At 57.3% G+C, this 15,769-nt stretch carries 14 protein-coding genes; 2 read left to right on the forward strand and 12 right to left on the reverse strand.

Annotated elements, in window-relative coordinates; translation table 11 throughout:
* Positions 1-4: 4 nt before the first annotated feature.
* The 3 genes from AC22G1_RS17530 to AC22G1_RS17540 form a co-directional block, all read right to left on the reverse strand.
* A complete protein-coding gene (locus AC22G1_RS17530) occupies positions 5-1,249 on the reverse strand; it encodes a type II secretion system F family protein (RefSeq protein WP_487314501.1) in 1,245 nt (414 codons plus the stop codon).
* A 9-nt stretch (positions 1,250-1,258) separates the two neighbouring features.
* Positions 1,259-2,968, reverse strand: a complete 1,710-nt coding sequence (gene pilB, locus AC22G1_RS17535; RefSeq protein ID WP_487314502.1) for a type IV-A pilus assembly ATPase PilB — start codon at positions 2,966-2,968, stop codon at positions 1,259-1,261.
* 66 nt (positions 2,969-3,034) lie between these two features.
* Entirely contained in the window at positions 3,035-3,442 is a 408-nt protein-coding gene (locus tag AC22G1_RS17540) for a pilin (protein ID WP_487314503.1), read from the reverse strand.
* Between the two features lie 330 nt (positions 3,443-3,772).
* On the opposite strand from AC22G1_RS17540, the gene nadC reads away from it, so the two are divergent.
* Entirely contained in the window at positions 3,773-4,624 is an 852-nt protein-coding gene (gene nadC / locus AC22G1_RS17545; protein ID WP_487314504.1) for a carboxylating nicotinate-nucleotide diphosphorylase, read from the forward strand.
* Between the two features lie 45 nt (positions 4,625-4,669).
* On the opposite strand, the gene AC22G1_RS17550 is transcribed toward nadC, so the two are convergent.
* The 5 genes from AC22G1_RS17550 to secA form a co-directional block, all read right to left on the reverse strand.
* A complete protein-coding gene (locus tag AC22G1_RS17550) occupies positions 4,670-5,521 on the reverse strand; it encodes a universal stress protein (protein ID WP_487314505.1) in 852 nt (283 codons plus the stop codon).
* A gap of 11 nt (positions 5,522-5,532) precedes the next feature.
* Positions 5,533-6,999 (reverse strand): SulP family inorganic anion transporter, encoded by a 1,467-nt coding sequence (locus tag AC22G1_RS17555; RefSeq protein WP_487314506.1) that lies wholly within the window; start codon positions 6,997-6,999, stop codon positions 5,533-5,535.
* Positions 7,000-7,086: 87 nt separating this feature from the next.
* Positions 7,087-7,512, reverse strand: a complete 426-nt coding sequence (gene trxC, locus AC22G1_RS17560) for a thioredoxin TrxC (protein WP_487314507.1) — start codon at positions 7,510-7,512, stop codon at positions 7,087-7,089.
* A gap of 15 nt (positions 7,513-7,527) precedes the next feature.
* Positions 7,528-7,923, reverse strand: a complete 396-nt coding sequence (gene mutT / locus AC22G1_RS17565) for an 8-oxo-dGTP diphosphatase MutT (protein WP_050659112.1) — start codon at positions 7,921-7,923, stop codon at positions 7,528-7,530.
* A 46-nt stretch (positions 7,924-7,969) separates the two neighbouring features.
* Positions 7,970-10,681 (reverse strand): preprotein translocase subunit SecA, encoded by a 2,712-nt coding sequence (gene secA / locus AC22G1_RS17570; RefSeq protein WP_487314508.1) that lies wholly within the window; start codon positions 10,679-10,681, stop codon positions 7,970-7,972.
* A 322-nt stretch (positions 10,682-11,003) separates the two neighbouring features.
* Here secA and AC22G1_RS17575 point away from each other — a divergent pair, with 322 nt between their 5' ends.
* Positions 11,004-11,468: a DUF721 domain-containing protein gene (locus tag AC22G1_RS17575; RefSeq protein WP_487314509.1), complete on the forward strand. Its 465-nt coding sequence runs from the start codon at positions 11,004-11,006 to the stop codon at positions 11,466-11,468.
* Between the two features lie 12 nt (positions 11,469-11,480).
* Here AC22G1_RS17575 and lpxC read toward each other — a convergent pair whose 3' ends face one another.
* The 4 genes from lpxC to AC22G1_RS17595 form a co-directional block, all read right to left on the reverse strand.
* A complete protein-coding gene (gene lpxC / locus AC22G1_RS17580; RefSeq protein WP_487314510.1) occupies positions 11,481-12,401 on the reverse strand; it encodes a UDP-3-O-acyl-N-acetylglucosamine deacetylase in 921 nt (306 codons plus the stop codon).
* Positions 12,402-12,576: 175 nt separating this feature from the next.
* Positions 12,577-13,773, reverse strand: coding sequence for a cell division protein FtsZ (gene ftsZ / locus AC22G1_RS17585; protein WP_487314511.1), 1,197 nt, complete (start codon positions 13,771-13,773; stop codon positions 12,577-12,579).
* A 32-nt stretch (positions 13,774-13,805) separates the two neighbouring features.
* A complete protein-coding gene (gene ftsA / locus AC22G1_RS17590) occupies positions 13,806-15,044 on the reverse strand; it encodes a cell division protein FtsA (protein WP_487314512.1) in 1,239 nt (412 codons plus the stop codon).
* A complete protein-coding gene (locus tag AC22G1_RS17595) occupies positions 15,041-15,766 on the reverse strand; it encodes a cell division protein FtsQ/DivIB (protein WP_487314513.1) in 726 nt (241 codons plus the stop codon). Before AC22G1_RS17595 ends, ftsA begins: the two co-directional genes overlap by 4 nt.
* Between the last annotated feature and the right edge of the window lie 3 nt (positions 15,767-15,769).

Here is a 15,769-nt window from a genome sequence, read left to right on the forward strand (position 1 = left end):
GGGATCAACCCACTACTTGTCCCAACTGGAAGATAGGCAGGTACATTGCCACGACCAGGCCGCCGATAATAGGGCCAAGGACGATCATAATGGCAGGTTCCAACAGGCTCATCAGGCCATCCACGGCGTCGTCCACTTCCCGCTCATATACCTGAGCAACTTTAGACATCATCTCGTCGATGGAGCCGGACTCTTCGCCGATCAGCACCATCTGGATGATCATCTCTGGAAACACCTGGGTGGTACGCATGGCCACGTTCATCTGCATGCCAGTTTCTACCTCGCGGCGCACCTTAAGCACTGCGTCACGGTAGAGGGCGTTGCCCGAGGCGCCAGCGCTGGAGGCCAGACCATCAATCAGCGGTACACCGGCCGAAAAGGTAGTGGCCAAGGTACGGGCAAAGCGAGCCAAGGCAGCTTTGTGCAAAATAGAGCCAACGATAGGCAGGCGCAGGATAAACCTGTCAGTCTTATCCCTGACGCTCTGAGATTTACGGTGGGCGCTTCGAAAGCTGAATCCGGCAATAATCAACACGCCGAGAATGATGTACCAAGAACTCTGCAAAGCATGAGAGATGGAGATCCAAAGCCGGGTAAAGGCAGGCAGTTCAGCGCCAAAAGAATGGAAGATATCTTCAAATTGTGGCACCACAAAAATCAGCAATATCGCTGTAACCACAATAGCCACAAAAACGATGGCTGAAGGATAGAACAGCGCCTTTTTGATTTTGGCTTTCAGCTCTTCCTGTTTCTCTTTGTAGGTAGCAATACGGTCAAACATGGTCTCCATAGCACCGGAATGCTCACCGGCAGCCACCAAGTCGCGATATAGTGAATCAAAGAGGGTTGGATACTTACCCAGCGCCTCAGAGAGCAGCGTCCCGCCTTGCACATCGCCGGAGATCTTCACCATCATCTCCCGCACCGCGTCTTTCTTGTAGCCTTTGGCAATGATGTCCAGGGACTGCACCAAGGGTACGCCTGAGGCCAGCATGGTGGCCAGCTGACGGGTCACCGCCGCGATGTCGGCAGCCTCAATTTTCTGGCCAAAAGAGAATAGGGATTTGGGTTTACGCTTAACTTCTTTGGGGGTAATACCCTGAGCCCGCAGCTGGGCTTTGATTTCGTTAATCCGGGCCCCGGTCATCTCCCCTTGGACTTTCTCGCCACGGCGATTAAGGCCCTTCCAGGAAAAAATCTCCAGCTTCTGGGTTTCTACTTTTCTTTTGGTTGCCGTTGCGGTTGCCATGGCGACTCCTTAGTAGCTGGTAACCCGGTTGACTTCGGCCAGGGAGGTGACTCCCTGCCTGGCTTTTTCCAGCCCGGATTGGCGCAAGTTTTTTATCCCCTCTCGCTGAGCCTGGGCAGCAATATCCAGCGAGTTCCCACCTTCCATAATGATTTTAGCCAGTGCCTCTGTCATGGGCATGGTCTCATACACCCCTACTCGCCCCTTGTAGCCTCCGGTGCATTCACTGCACCCAACCGGACGGTATAAGGTAAAGCCTTCTTCTATTTGTCTCGGTGAAAAGCCCTGGCGCAGCAATTCGTCTTTGGGTAGGTGCTCGGGCTGCTTACATACCGAACACAGCCGCCGGCCCAGGCGCTGGGCAATAACCAAGGTGACACTGGAGGCGATGTTATAAGGCGGCACCCCCATATTGACCAGACGGGTCAGGGTTTCCGATGCCGAGTTGGTATGCAGGGTAGAAAGCACCAAGTGGCCGGTCTGGGCCGCTTTGATGGAGATCTCTGCCGTTTCCAGGTCACGGATCTCCCCTACCATGATGATATCCGGGTCCTGGCGCAAAAAGGCCCGCAGCGCCGAGGCAAAGGTCATACCGGCTTTGGTATGGATTTGCACCTGGTTAACTCCGGGCAGGTTGATTTCCACCGGGTCTTCAGCCGTCGAGATATTGCGCTCTTCGGTATTAAGGATATTAAGGCCGGTATAAAGCGACACGGTTTTACCCGAACCTGTCGGCCCGGTAACCAAAATCATGCCCTGGGGTTTATGCAATGCCTCAAGGTACAGACGTTTTTGCTCAGGCTCGTATCCCAGCATATCGATACCGAGCTGCGTCGAGCTGGAATCGAGGATACGCATTACGATTTTCTCGCCCCACAGGGTCGGCAAGGTCGAGACCCGAAAATCGATGGCCTTTTTACGGGAAAGGCGCAGCTTAATACGGCCATCTTGGGGAATGCGGCGTTCGGCAATATCCAGCTTGGACATCACCTTAATACGAGCCGCCAGCCGGTTGGCGACCGATACCGGCGGCGCTGCCACTTCATGCAGAATACCGTCTATGCGAAACCGCACCCGGTAGCTTTTCTCGTAAGGCTCAAAGTGCAGGTCTGACGCGCCTTTACGAATAGCATCCATCAACAACTTATTGATGTAGATAACGATAGGGGCGTCGTCTTCCTTGCCGGTGCCAATATCCTGGTCCCGGTCGCTTTCGTCATCTACTGCAAGCTCTGCAAGCTCGGCATCGTTAACATCACCGATATCCAGGGCCGAGCCGGTCTTCTCCAGCAGTTTGTCGATGGCCTTGGCCAGCTCATCGGCATTAACCAGCACCGGCTCGGTGGGTAGGCGCAAGTTAAAACGAAAATCTTCCAGGGCCGATTGATTACTGGGGTCGGCGGTGGCAATAAAGATACGGTTCTGGCGCTTAAAGAGCGGCAGCACAGCATGCTTTTGAATAAGCTGCTCATTCAAAAGGGTGCTGGGAATGGTGTCGAGGTCAAACTTGGTGAGGTCGAAAATCGGCAGGCCAAACTGCTCAGATAGAAACTTGGCAAAAGCCTCAGCCGTTAACTCAGATTTTTTTAAAACATCAAATAGCGGTATCAGCCCAGAATGGTTCTCTTTGAGAAGTTCTTCGACTGTGGATTGGGTTATTTTGCCTCGTCTAAGTAGAAGAGCGAGGGTGCCTTTGGCAACAGGAAGGAATCCGGACATTTAGAAGCTATTGGCAATCGTCATTTAGAGGAGATCGCTAAATCTCCCCTAAATCGACGCGCTATATTAGCAAATGCCTGCTGCTTTACATGTGCCACCAGCAGTCCAAGTCACTTGGCTGCTGCTTGCATTTACAGCGGCTGTCAGAGTGTAGGTTTTACTGTCTACGACAGAAGTGCCTGTAGCAACAATACCTGTCCCATCGGTCCAAGTTACAGAAGTAACATAACCACTTGCACCAACAGCTTGAAAACCGCAGTTGGCAGTAGTCAAGCTAGATGCCGCTGTATAACCGTTTGTCTGAGCACAAACTTCAGCCTGAGTCTTCATAGACCCAGTCGCAGCCATAACCTCAGAGAACTTGGCTTTTTTGGTATAGGTCTGATAAGCAGGCAGGGCGATAGCGGCCAGGATACCTACGATCGCCACCACGATCATCAGTTCGATCAAGGTAAAACCTTGTTGTTTCTTCATGGTAAATCCCCTCTTTTACATCTGTAATCTGTCGGAAGCCCGCAAGCTGGGCTGAATCCATTATTAACGCGAGCCGGTCAAAACGCCAAGACGCATGTCAAAAAAATGTTGCGTCAAAGTGGCCGAAAGCACCGCGATTTCGGCACTTTTGTACAGCCGTCAGTATATTAGCAGCCAGGGCATTAGGTAAATATGAAAGCAACAAAATGCTAAAGAGCCTTAACCAAGTATGACATCGCGTTGCCCTTTGGTTTGTCCGGCGGCTTTTGCCAGCGGGCAGCTAAGGGTAGAATGCATACCCATCTGCCGCATTCAGCCAACGCTTTTAACATGACATTTGAACAGGATATCGCCCGCCAAGTACAAGCTGCTCTGGCTGAAGATTTAGGAGGCGAGGTTATCGCCTCTGGAGACATCACCGCCATGCTGGTGCCGGCCAGTGAGCACAAGACAGCCCGGGTGATCACCCGCGAGGGCATGGTGTTTTGCGGCAAAGCCTGGGTACTGGAGACCTTCAAGGCACTGGGTAGTGACGTCACCGTGACCTTTGCAGTGGAAGATGGCCAACAAGTAAGCGCCGGCAGCACCCTATTCACCCTGCAAGGCCCGGCCAGAGCGCTGTTGACCGGCGAGCGCACCGCCCTTAACTTTGTGCAGCTGCTCTCGGCAACCGCCACTACCACCCATTTTTATGCCCAGAAACTGGCTGGCAGCCATACCCAGTTGCTAGATACCCGCAAGACCATTCCCGGGCTGCGGCTGGCACAAAAATACGCGGTGAAATGTGGCGGCGGGCAAAACCATCGCATCGGCCTTTTTGATGCCTTCCTTATCAAGGAAAACCATATCCTGGCGGCAGGCTCCATCGCCAACGCCATCAGCCAGGCCCACCAGATAGCCCCAGGCAAACCGGTGGAAGTGGAAGTGGAAAGTCTGACCGAGTTGGACGAGGCGCTGGCGGCTGGGGCCGATATCGTGATGCTGGATAACTTCAGCTTTGAGCAGATGGCGGCAGCCGTCGCCAAGCGCAATAGCGAGCGCCCCGCCACCAAGCTGGAAGTGTCCGGTAACGTTACCGACGAGGCGCTAAGCCAAATCGCCGCCACCGGGGTGGATTTTGTTTCCAGCGGCGCTCTGACCAAACACATACAGGCCATCGACCTGTCGATGCGCTTTATCTAACGCGATTTAAAAGGCAGTAAAAAGGCGGCCAATCGGCCGCCTTTTTCATCGCAGGATAAGCACCGGCACCTGGCAGCTTTGCAGCATGGTGGTGGTGGTTGAGCCCAGCAAAAACTGGCGAATGCGGCTGTGGCCATAGGCCCCCATCACCAACAAGCCAATGCCGTGCTGCTGCTGATAGGCGCAAAGCGCCTTATCTACCTCGCCTTGCAGGATTTGCCCCTGGCACTGGTGGCCGGTTGCCTGCAGCTGCGCGCTGGCCCAGGTCAACTGACTGCGGTTTGGCTCGTTGTCCTCGGTCACCATTACCAGGTGGCAAGGCAAACCAGCAAAGATGGGGCTTTGGGCTATCACTTCCACCATCTTGCGGCCGGTTGCCGAACCGTCAAAAGCAATGAGCACAGCCTGGGGCGCGGTGAATTGCTCAGCCACTAAAAGCACCGGCTGGTGCAGCGCCCGCACCATGGCTTCAACATGAGCGCCCAGCAGGTGCTCGCCCTTATCCTTGCCACCTTTTTTGCCCAGCACCCAAACCCGGGTTTGAGCTTCCAGCTCTTTGAGGCTTTGCACCACTTCACCGTGGCGCTGGCGGCTTTGGGCGCCGTCAAAGCCTTGTTCGGCTAGGCGCGCCACTTGCGCTTCGAGCATCAAGGCGCCCTGCTCCATGGCAAGCTTTGAGCGCTGCTCGTCGAGTTTGGCCATTTCGGTTATCAGCGCCTCCTGGGCGCCAAGGCCGATGGCACCGCTGAAATCGCCACTGTGCAGGCCGTGGTGATGGTCAAGCACATGCAGCAGGGTCAGCGGTGCATCGAGGCGGTTTGCCAGCCAGGCGCCGCAATCAGCAACGGTAGTGGCATGTTGGGCGCCGTCAATACAGGCCATGATAGTGTTGGTCATGCTCGTCATCCTTAGTGCCCCATCAGCTGTTCTACATCCTCAGCTTTATCATGTACGCCGAATTTGTCTACCAAAGTGGCACTGGCCTGGTTAAGGCCCACCACTTCGACACTGGCGCCGTCGCGGCGCAGCTTAAGCACCACTTTGTCGAGGGCGCCAACGGCGGTTTGATCCCAAAAATGGGCGCGGCTGACATCGATACGCACCTTGGCCACCGCTTCTTTAAAGTCAAAACAGCCGACAAAGCGATTAGCGGAAGCAAAAAACACCTGCCCTGTCACTTGATACTCGGTAACGCCGTCTTCGGTGCGCACACCCACATGCAGCACCCTGGCCACCTTGTTGGCAAAGAACAGGGCCGACAACAACACGCCCAGCAGCACCCCAACAGACAAGTTGTGGGTGAGTACCACCGCCGCCACGGTGGCGATCATCACGATATTGGTAGTAAGCGGGGTTTTACGCATATCGCGGATAGAGCCCCAGCTAAAGGTGCCGATGGAGACCATGATCATCACCGCCACCAAGGCCGCCATGGGGATCTGGGCCACCCATTTATTGAGAAACACCACCAGGATCAGCAAAAACACGCCAGCTACCAGGGTGGAGAGGCGGTTGCGGCCACCGGATTTCACGTTGATCACCGACTGGCCAATCATGGCGCAGCCCGCCATGCCGCCAAAAAAGCCCGCCACGATATTGGCGATGCCCTGGCCACGGCACTCCATGTTCTTGTTGGAGTCGGTGTCGGTGAAATCATCCACTATGGTGGCGGTCATCATCGATTCCAGCAGGCCAACCACCGCCAGGCCCAGGGAATAAGGCGCGATAATGGCAAGGGTGTCGAGATTAAAGGGAATGTCCGGCAACATGAATACCGGCAGGCTGTCGGGCAATTCGCCCATGTCGCCCACGGTATGGATATCGAGCCCCAGGTACATCGACACAGCGGTGAGCACCAGAATGCACACCAGCGGCGATGGAATGGCCTTGGTGACATAAGGGAACAGATAAATGATGCCAAGGCCGGCGGCGGTCATCACATACACCGGCCAGGTAACGTGGGTCAGCTCCGGCAGCTGGGCCATGAAGATAAGAATGGCCAGCGCGTTGACAAAGCCGGTCACCACCGCCCGTGACACAAAGCGCATCAGCTCCCCTAAGCGCAGCCAACCGGCAATAATTTGAAAGACGCCGGTCAGTAAGGTGGCCGCCAGCAGGTATTGCAGGCCGTGGTCTTTTACCAGATCGGTCATCAGCAGCGCCATGGCGCCGGTAGCCGCCGAGATCATGGCAGGCCGACCACCTAAAAAGGCAATGACGGTGGCGATACAAAAAGACGCGTACAGGCCGACCTTAGGGTCGACGCCGGCGATGATGGAAAAGGCAATGGCCTCGGGAATGAGGGCCAAAGCCACCACCGAGCCGGAAAGAATGTCTTTGACGGGTTGCGAGAACCACTGCTGGCGCCAGCTCATGAGCAAGCTTCCTCTACTAAAACGGGAAGCGCGGCATTGTACAGATTTTGTCAGGCGGCGCCCACCGCCGCATGCCCCACTGGCGCCTTAAGCGAGCTGCTGCGCCAGCCAGGCTTTCAGTTGCCCCGCCGGTAGGGCGCCGCTGATACGCCCCTTCTCCTGGCCACCAACGAACAGGATAAGGGTAGGAATGGAGCGGATGGCAAAGCTGCCGCTAGCAGCGGGCGCTTGCATGGTATCAACCTTGGCAAAGCTCACCTTGCCGGCCAGCTCACGGGCGGTATCGGCAAACACCGGCGCCATCATCTTGCAGGGGCCGCACCAGTCTGCCCAAAAATCCACCAGCAGCGGCAGGCCATGACGGGCAATACTTTGGCGCAGGTTGCCATCGTCCAGAGTCAGCAGGCTGCCATCAAGCAAAGCGCCCTTGCAGGCGCCGCATTTTGGGCCGTCTTGCAGGCGCGCATCATCAACACGGTTAAGGCGCAGGCAATGGGAGCAGACCAGTTCCATCACTACTCTCCAGAGTTATTGCAGGGCTTTCACGGCCTCGACTATGGGGCCGTTGGCATCAGGGAACTCCAGGGTGTCTAAATCTTTGATGGCCACCCACTGCCCTTCCTGGCCTTCAAGGCCACGGGGTTGGCCCACAAAGCCCCGCACCAGCCACACATCCAGCTTCACTGCTTTGTCGCCGTAGTCGTGCTCTACCAGCAGCAGCGGCTCGGCAGCCACCACGTTAATGCCAATCTCTTCGCTAAGCTCCCGATCCAGGGCGTGCAGCAGGGTCTCACCCTCTTCCACCTTGCCACCGGGGAACTCCCACTTGCCGCCCTGGTGCTGGTGGCCCAGGCGTTTGGTCACAAAGATCTCGCCACGGCCGTTTTCAATGACGCCAACGGCAACATGTACCTGTTTTTTCATCATATTGTCCTTAAAACCAAAGTGGCCCCGAAGGGCCACTTTTCAATTACACCAGCTTGCCGTGGCATTGCTTGAATTTTTTACCCGAGCCGCAGGGGCAAGGGTCGTTGCGGCCAACCTTGGGGCCGTCGCGCAGCACGGTGCTTGGCTCGCTGCTTTCGTCAGCCTCCTCAACCAGGGCGCCGCTTTCGGCGTGCTGGTACTGGTGCGGTACGGCTTCGGCGCGGCGGCGTTGTTCTTCAACCGCTTCCACGTCTTCTTCGGCCTGCACCCGAACCTTGCAAAGAATGCTCACCACGTCGTGCTTGAGGCTTTCCAGCATCTCGGTGAACAGCTCAAAGGCTTCGCGCTTGTATTCCTGCTTGGGGTTTTTCTGGGCGTAGCCGCGCAGATGAATGCCCTGGCGCAGGTGGTCCATGGCGGCCAGATGTTCTTTCCACAGGCCGTCCAGGGTTTGCAGCATCACCGCCTTTTCAAAGTGGCGGATCACTTCCGGGCCAACGGCTTCTTCCTTGGCCTGGTAGGTGGCTTCTACCGCTTCGTGGATGCGCTGGGTCAGGCCCTCTTCATCCAGTTTGTCGTCTTCGTCCAGCCACTGTTGCAGCGGCAGGGCAACCAGGAAGTCGCCACGCAGGCGCTCTTCGAGGCCGGAGACATCCCACATTTCCTCAAGGGATTGGGGCGGAATGTAGCTGCTGATGGTCTTGTCGATAACATCGCTGCGGATGGCGTCGATGGTGTCTTTGATGGAGTCGCTGTCCATGATCTCGTTGCGCTGCTCGTAGATCACGCGGCGCTGGTCGTTGGCAACGTCATCGTATTCCAGCAATTGCTTCCGGATATCGAAGTTGCGGCCTTCCACCTTGCGCTGGGCGTTCTCGATAGCGCGGTTGACCCAAGGGTGCTCGATGGCTTCGCCATGTTGCATGCCCAGGCGTTTCATCATGTTGGTGACCCGGTCAGAGGCGAAGATGCGCATCAGGGCATCTTCCATGGACAGGTAGAAACGGCTGGAGCCCGGGTCGCCCTGGCGGCCGGAACGGCCACGGAGCTGGTTGTCGATACGGCGTGACTCGTGGCGCTCGGTACCGATGATGTGCAGGCCGCCGGCGTCCAGCACTTCCTGGTGGCGCAGCTTCCATTGGGCCTTGATGTCGTCAATCTGGGCCTGGGTCGGCTCTTCGAGTTTGTCGATTTCAGACTGCCAGTTACCACCCAGGATGATGTCGGTACCACGGCCGGCCATGTTGGTGGCGATGGTCACGGCGCCTGGCTGGCCGGCTTGCGCGACGATATCCGCTTCCATGGCGTGGAACTTGGCGTTCAGCACCTGGTGGGCGATACCGTCTTTTTTCAACAGACGGGACAGCAGCTCAGACGATTCGATGGAGATGGTACCCACCAAAGTGGGGCGGCCCTTCTCACGCTGGCCTTTGATGTCGTTGATGATGGCTTCGTATTTCTCTTCGGCAGACAGATACACCTGGTCGGGCATATCGGCACGCACCATCGGCCTGTTGGTGGGGATAACCACGGTTTCCAGGCGGTAGATATGGTTGAATTCGAAGGCTTCGGTGTCGGCGGTACCGGTCATGCCGGACAGCTTGTCATAGAGGCGGAAGTAATTCTGGAAGGTGATTGAAGCCAGGGTCTGGTTTTCGTTCTGGATCTTCACCCCTTCTTTGGCTTCCATGGCCTGGTGCAGGCCTTCAGACCAGCGGCGGCCCGGCATGGTACGGCCGGTATGCTCGTCAACGATGACAATCTCGCCGTCGGCCACGATGTAGTCCACGTCTTTATGGAACAGGTGATGGGCACGCAGGGCGGCGTTGACGTGGTGCAGCAGGCTGATGGAGCCCGCGCCGAACAGGCTTTCGTCTTCGGCCAGCAGGCCCTTTTCCTTGAGGATATCTTCGATGTGCACCTGGCCGTGTTCGGTCAGATACAGCTGCTTGGCTTTTTCGTCGATGGTGAAGTCGCCGTCACCCATCTCGCCTTCTTTGTCTTCCTCGGCTTGGCGCTCAAGCTGCGGCACGATGGCGTTGATTTGGCGATACAGCTCGGAAGAGTCTTCGGCAGGGCCGGAGATGATAAGCGGGGTACGGGCTTCGTCGATAAGGATGGAGTCAACCTCATCCACCACCGCAAAATACAGCTTGCGCTGCACCCGCTCGGCCGGGCTAAAGGCCATGTTGTCGCGCAGGTAGTCAAAGCCGAATTCGTTGTTGGTGCCGTAGAGAATGTCCGCTTCATAGGCGGTCTTCTTCTCCATGGCGCCAAGGCCGGGCACGTTGACACCCACGGTCAGGCCCAAAAATTCAAACAGCGGGGCGTTGGTGGCGGCGTCACGCTTGGCCAGATAATCGTTGACGGTCACCACGTGTACGGGGCCAGCCAAGGCATTGAGATAGGCTGGCAGGGTGGCGGTCAGGGTTTTACCTTCACCGGTACGCATCTCGGCAATCTTGCCGCTGTGCAGCACCATGCCGCCAATCATCTGCACGTCGAAATGGCGCATGCCAAACACCCGCTTGGAGGCTTCGCGCACGGTGGCAAAGGCTTCGGGCAGGATATCGTCCAGGGTGTCGCCTTTTTCCAGGCGGCCGCGGAATTCTGCGGTCTTGGCGCCGAGAGCGGCGTCGTCCAAGGCCTCGAACTGAGGTTCCAAGGCATTGATTTGGGCCACGATCTTGCTGAGGCGTTTGATAGTGCGATCGTTGCGACTACCGATAATCTTGGTGAGCAGTTGTGTGAACATAATCCTGTCTTTTCTTGTACGTGGCCCGGTTAGGGTGCCGGCTATTATTCCTCAAAGCCCGTCCGGGCGATACACAAAATGCGCAGGGCAAAAAACGCGCAAGTGCCTCAATTTCATGAGGCTGCCCAGAGCAAGCCGCATCCAGCCGGGGCACGCAGGGGATCCATAACAAGGTCGCCCCCAATGAACATGCTTATCTGCTCATATGGTGACAACAACCGGGACTTTCAAGGTGCATTGCGAAACCCTGGGGCACGGCCATTGCCGTTAGTACCCCCAGGCACCGATAATGAAGGTCAACGTCCAGGTGAAGGCCTTAGTTATGTCCGACCACCCAAGCTCTCTTGAAAACCTGCTAAGCCAGAGCCTGTCAGGCCTTGCCGAGCTGTCGAGAAAGGCATCCAGGCTCAGTGCGCTGCAGCACAGCTATCAGCAGCAGGTACCGCCTCACCTGGCCAGTCACAGCCGGGTGGCCAACCTGCGCCAAGGTGTCTTGGTGATCGAAGTTGCCAGCGCGGCCTGGCTGAGCCAGCTGCGCATGCAAAGGTCTGCCTTATTAAGCCAGATGCGGCAAATTGACCCCAGCCTAACCAGCCTTGATCTGCGGATCAACCCAGGACTGGTGAAAGCTGCGGTAAATCCGCTGGTTCAAAGACCCAACAAGCGGGAGATCAGTTCCCACACCGCCGAACAATTACGGGCTTTGGCGGAAACCACAGACGGGAAATTAAGTGAAAGCCTGAAAAAACTAGCGGCGCTCAGTGAGCGCCGCCAGAACAACAAATAAAGACTGGAATCATCAGGCCAGGCTGAGGCCTGGCGACAGGTAGGAGATGGGAGAAGCGTCGCCTTCGTCTTCGAAGGTCACCATGTCCCATGCCTGTTGATGGGCCAGGATCTCCCGCACCATCATATTGTTAAGGGCATGACCGGACTTATAGGAACGGAACTCGCCAATGATGGAATGACCCGCCAGGTACAAATCCCCCACCGCATCCAGCAGCTTGTGCTTCACGAATTCGTCTTCGTAGCGCAGGCCTTCGGAGTTGAGGATTTTGTACTCGTCCAGTACCACGGCGTTTTCCATGGAGCCGCCCAGTGCCAGGTTGTTGGCACGCAGGGTCTCGATGTCTTTCATAAAGCCGAAGGTACGGGCGCGGCTGACTTCCTTGACGAAAGAGGTGCTGGAAAAATCCATCACCAGGCGCTGGTTGCGCCCTTCCATCGCCGGATGGTTGAAGTCGATGGCCACATCCATCTTGAATCCCTGATAGGGACGGAACTCGGCCCACTTGTCGCCCATTTCTACCCGGATCACGTCCTTGATACGGATGAATTTCTTGGCGGCAGTCTGCTCCTCCACACCGGCAGATTGCAGGAGGAACACGAATGGACTGGAGCTACCGTCCATGATCGGGATCTCAGGGGCATCGATTTCCACATAAAGGTTATCGATACCCAGTCCCGCCAGGGCGGCGCACAGATGCTCGATGGTCGCTACCTTGACGCCTTCTTCACCGTGCAAACAGGTGCAGAGCATGGTGTCTTGAACCAAACGGCCATCGGCCGGGATCTCCACCACCGGGTCAAGGTCGACACGGCGAAAGACGATACCCGTATTGACCGGCGCAGGCCGCAAGCATAGCGATACTTTATTACCGCTATGCAAGCCAACACCGGTGGCGCGAATCGCGCTTTTCAAGGTACGTTGCCGAATCATCTGTGGCTAACCTCGCAAAATCGGGCAGTCCCCCAAAGGGCCTACCTGGGTCAAAAGGGCCAATAATATACCACTATAACGCCCCTACTATCAAAAACTGAACACCTAAAGCCCGGTAAACCATGTAAAAAACATGGAATTTACCCTGGCTTTACAAACGCTTGGTGTCAGCGTCTTAGTCAGCCTGGCGGCGCAGGAAAGCCGGGATATCCAGATAATCCAGATCCGCCTGGCTCTTACGCTTGGGCTGGGCTACCGCCGGCTCCTCGGCCTTGCGCAGCTCCGGCTGGGGCGCTACGGCAGGCTGGGCAGCCGGCATGCGGCCATGGGTACCGTCGCCACTGGGCTGCTGGTAAGTCGGGCGCGGCGGCTCAACCTGGGTTTTCTGCACCAGGGTGATCTCCGGCTTGCGCTCGGTGCCGCCGATACCGGTTGCCACCACGGTAACCCGGATATCGTCTTCCATCTCGGGGTCGATAGTGGTACCCACCACCACAGTGGCGTGCTCGGAAGCAAAGCCCTGTACGGCGTTACCCACCGTCTCGAACTCTTCGATGGTCAGGTTCATGCCGGCAGTGATGTTAACCAGGATGCCGCGGGCACCGGCCAAGTCCACGTCTTCCAGAAGCGGGCTGGAAATCGCCAGTTCGGCCGCTTCCTGGGCACGGTCTTCGCCGCTGGCGATACCACTGCCCATCATGGCTTTACCCATTTCGCTCATCACGGTGCGCACGTCAGCGAAGTCGACGTTGATCATGCCGGGATGAGTAATGAGTTCGGCGATGCCTTTTACAGCGCCCAGCAGCACGTCGTTGGCGGATTTAAACGCCGCCAGCAGGCTGGTGGACTTGCCCAGCACTTTGAGCAGCTTCTCGTTGGGGATGGTGATCAACGAGTCAACGTGCTGCTCCAGCTGGTTGATGCCTTCTTGGGCAAACGCCATGCGTTTTTTACCTTCGAAGGGGAACGGCTTGGTGACCACGGCCACGGTCAGGATACCCAGCTCCTTGGCCACTTCCGCCACCACAGGAGCGGCGCCGGTACCAGTACCACCACCCATGCCGGCGGCGATAAAGACCATATCGGCCCCTTCCAGCACTTCGCGGATCTGCTCGCGGTCTTCTTCAGCGCTCTGGCGGCCCACCTGGGGGTTGGCACCGGCACCCAGGCCCTTGGTCACGTTGGCACCCAATTGGATGGTGACGTGGGCGTTGGAGTTTTTCAGCGCCTGGGCGTCAGTGTTGGCGGCGATGAACTCGACGCCTTCAATGGTTTGCTCGACCATGTGCTGCACGGCGTTACCGCCGCCACCGCCCACGCCAATGACTTTAATTACGGCCTCGTCACTATGGCCATCGACAAATTCAAACATGATTCAGTCTCCAGTCTTCTGCCTGTATGTCCTTAAAAATGTCCCTTGAACCAGCTTTGCAGCTTGCTCCAAAGGCTACTGACCCCTTCCCCGACGGAAATCCGCTCTACCCGGCGCCCGGCACTGTCATCCTTGCCGTAGTGCAACAGGCCCATGGCGGTGGCGAAACGGGGATCGGCCACGTAGTCGTTTAGCCCCTTGACCGGCAGCGGCACACCGAGCCGCACCGGCATCTGGAAGATCTCTTCAGCAAACTGAATGGCGCCTTCCATCTGGGCCGTACCACCGGTCAACACGATACCGGCGGCAATTTGTTCTTCCAGGCCGCTCTTTCTGAGTTCTTCTTGAACCAGTTCAAAGAGCTCCTGATAACGGGGTTCCACCACTTCCGCCAGGGTATGGCGGCTCATGGTGCGTGAAGGCCGGCCACCTACGGACGGCACTTCGATGTTCTCTTCTTTGCTCACCAGGTTTTTGATGGCGCAGGCATACCGGGTTTTGATCTCCTCCGCATGGCTGAGCGGGGTGCGGAAGATCTTGGCGATATCCGAAGTCACCTGGTTGCCGGCCGCCGGAATAACGGCGGTGTGGCGAATGGCGCCGTTGGTATAGACCGCCATGTCCATGGTGCCGGCGCCCATGTCCACCACGCAGACCCCCAGCTCTTTTTCGTCGTCGGTGAGTACCGCGAAGCTGGACGCCAGGGCCGAGAAGATCAATTGGTCGGCGCGCAGGTCGCAACGCTCGACGCACTTGATGATGTTGCGGGCCATGTCGTTGGCGCAGGTCACCAGGTGCACGCTGGAGGTCAGCCGTACACCGCTCATGCCGATGGGGCTCTTGATGCCCTCTTGGTAGTCGATGCCAAACTCCTGGGGCAGCACATGGAGGATGCGGCGCCCTTCGGGGATCTGTACCGACTTGGCGGTGTGGATAACGGCGTCTACGTCGTCCTGAGACACTTCGGCGTCGTTGATGGGCACCATGCCCGACTCGTTCTGGCAACGCACGTGGCGCCCGGAAATAGCCAGGTAGACGGCGCTGACCTGGCAATCGGCCATGACTTCGGCTTCGTCAACGGCGCGCTGCACCGACTGGGCCACGGAATCGAGATCGTTGACGCCACCCTTGTCCATGCCGCGAGAAGCGTGGTTACCCACACCCAGCACGTTGATGTCGCCGTCGGGCAATACTTCCCCAACCACGGCCACTATCTTGGAGGTGCCGATATCGAGCCCAACGATGAGTTTTCTGTCCAGTGCCTTGGTCATGGCGTCTCTTTCTTTTCCTCTTCCTTCCAGCCCACGGCAAAGCCGATGTCGTACCGCATGTCCAGGTAGGCTGGCTGCTTGTCGCTTCCCTGCAAGTAGGGGAAGCAATCGATAAAGCGTTGCACCCTTCGAAGGGTGTCTTCTCGGCCCAGGATGATCTTCAATCCACCCTTGAGCTGTAATTCCCAGCTGTTGCGGTCTGAAAGCCAGGCCGCCGTCAGCTGATAACCGTTGCCGCTGAGCAGGGTTTCCAGGCCTTTAAAGCCTTCCAGCTCGTCGACGCTGTTGCCGTCCTCGCCGTACAGCCGAGGCAGGCCGTTTTCCTTGTCGGTGGGCGCGGCGTTAAACACCTCGCCCTGGTCGTTCAGCAGGCTTTTGTCGTTCCATACCGCCACCGGCTTTTGCTCGACCAGGTACACCTGCAATTTGCGAGGCCAGGCCTTGCGCACCGCGGCCTGGTAGACCCAGGGCATGGCTTCGAGGCGCTTCTGTACATCGTTGACATCAACGGTAAAGAAGCTGCCCAGGGGCCGGGCCTTGAGCACCGCTCTGATGTCGTCGGCCGGGATGTGGGGATGCGCCCCTTTCACCTCGATCTCTTCGACCGGCAGTTGCCCCTCGTCTTTCATGGTTCCCCACAGGGCAAAACCGGCCCAGGTGAAACCCGCCATTACCAGGGCGAAAAACACCACCCCCAGCCAAAAACCCCAACCTCGCACCACCGG

Source organism: Gallaecimonas zhanjiangensis, assembly GCF_057624825.1.

What these genes read in the sequence shown, in the direction of transcription:
- AC22G1_RS17530 (WP_487314501.1), bottom strand. Translation starts at nt 1,249, where the DNA reads ATGGCAACCGCAACGGCAACCAAAAGAAAAGTAGAAACCCAGAAGCTG.
- trxC (WP_487314507.1), bottom strand. Translation starts at nt 7,512, where the DNA reads ATGGAACTGGTCTGCTCCCATTGCCTGCGCCTTAACCGTGTTGATGAT.
- AC22G1_RS17555 (WP_487314506.1), bottom strand. Translation starts at nt 6,999, where the DNA reads ATGAGCTGGCGCCAGCAGTGGTTCTCGCAACCCGTCAAAGACATTCTT.
- mutT (WP_050659112.1), bottom strand. Translation starts at nt 7,923, where the DNA reads ATGAAAAAACAGGTACATGTTGCCGTTGGCGTCATTGAAAACGGCCGT.
- ftsZ (WP_487314511.1), bottom strand. Translation starts at nt 13,773, where the DNA reads ATGTTTGAATTTGTCGATGGCCATAGTGACGAGGCCGTAATTAAAGTC.
- ftsA (WP_487314512.1), bottom strand. Translation starts at nt 15,044, where the DNA reads ATGACCAAGGCACTGGACAGAAAACTCATCGTTGGGCTCGATATCGGC.
- AC22G1_RS17550 (WP_487314505.1), bottom strand. Translation starts at nt 5,521, where the DNA reads ATGACCAACACTATCATGGCCTGTATTGACGGCGCCCAACATGCCACT.
- AC22G1_RS17575 (WP_487314509.1), top strand. Translation starts at nt 11,004, where the DNA reads ATGTCCGACCACCCAAGCTCTCTTGAAAACCTGCTAAGCCAGAGCCTG.
- nadC (WP_487314504.1), top strand. Translation starts at nt 3,773, where the DNA reads ATGACATTTGAACAGGATATCGCCCGCCAAGTACAAGCTGCTCTGGCT.
- lpxC (WP_487314510.1), bottom strand. Translation starts at nt 12,401, where the DNA reads ATGATTCGGCAACGTACCTTGAAAAGCGCGATTCGCGCCACCGGTGTT.
- AC22G1_RS17540 (WP_487314503.1), bottom strand. Translation starts at nt 3,442, where the DNA reads ATGAAGAAACAACAAGGTTTTACCTTGATCGAACTGATGATCGTGGTG.
- pilB (WP_487314502.1), bottom strand. Translation starts at nt 2,968, where the DNA reads ATGTCCGGATTCCTTCCTGTTGCCAAAGGCACCCTCGCTCTTCTACTT.
- secA (WP_487314508.1), bottom strand. Translation starts at nt 10,681, where the DNA reads ATGTTCACACAACTGCTCACCAAGATTATCGGTAGTCGCAACGATCGC.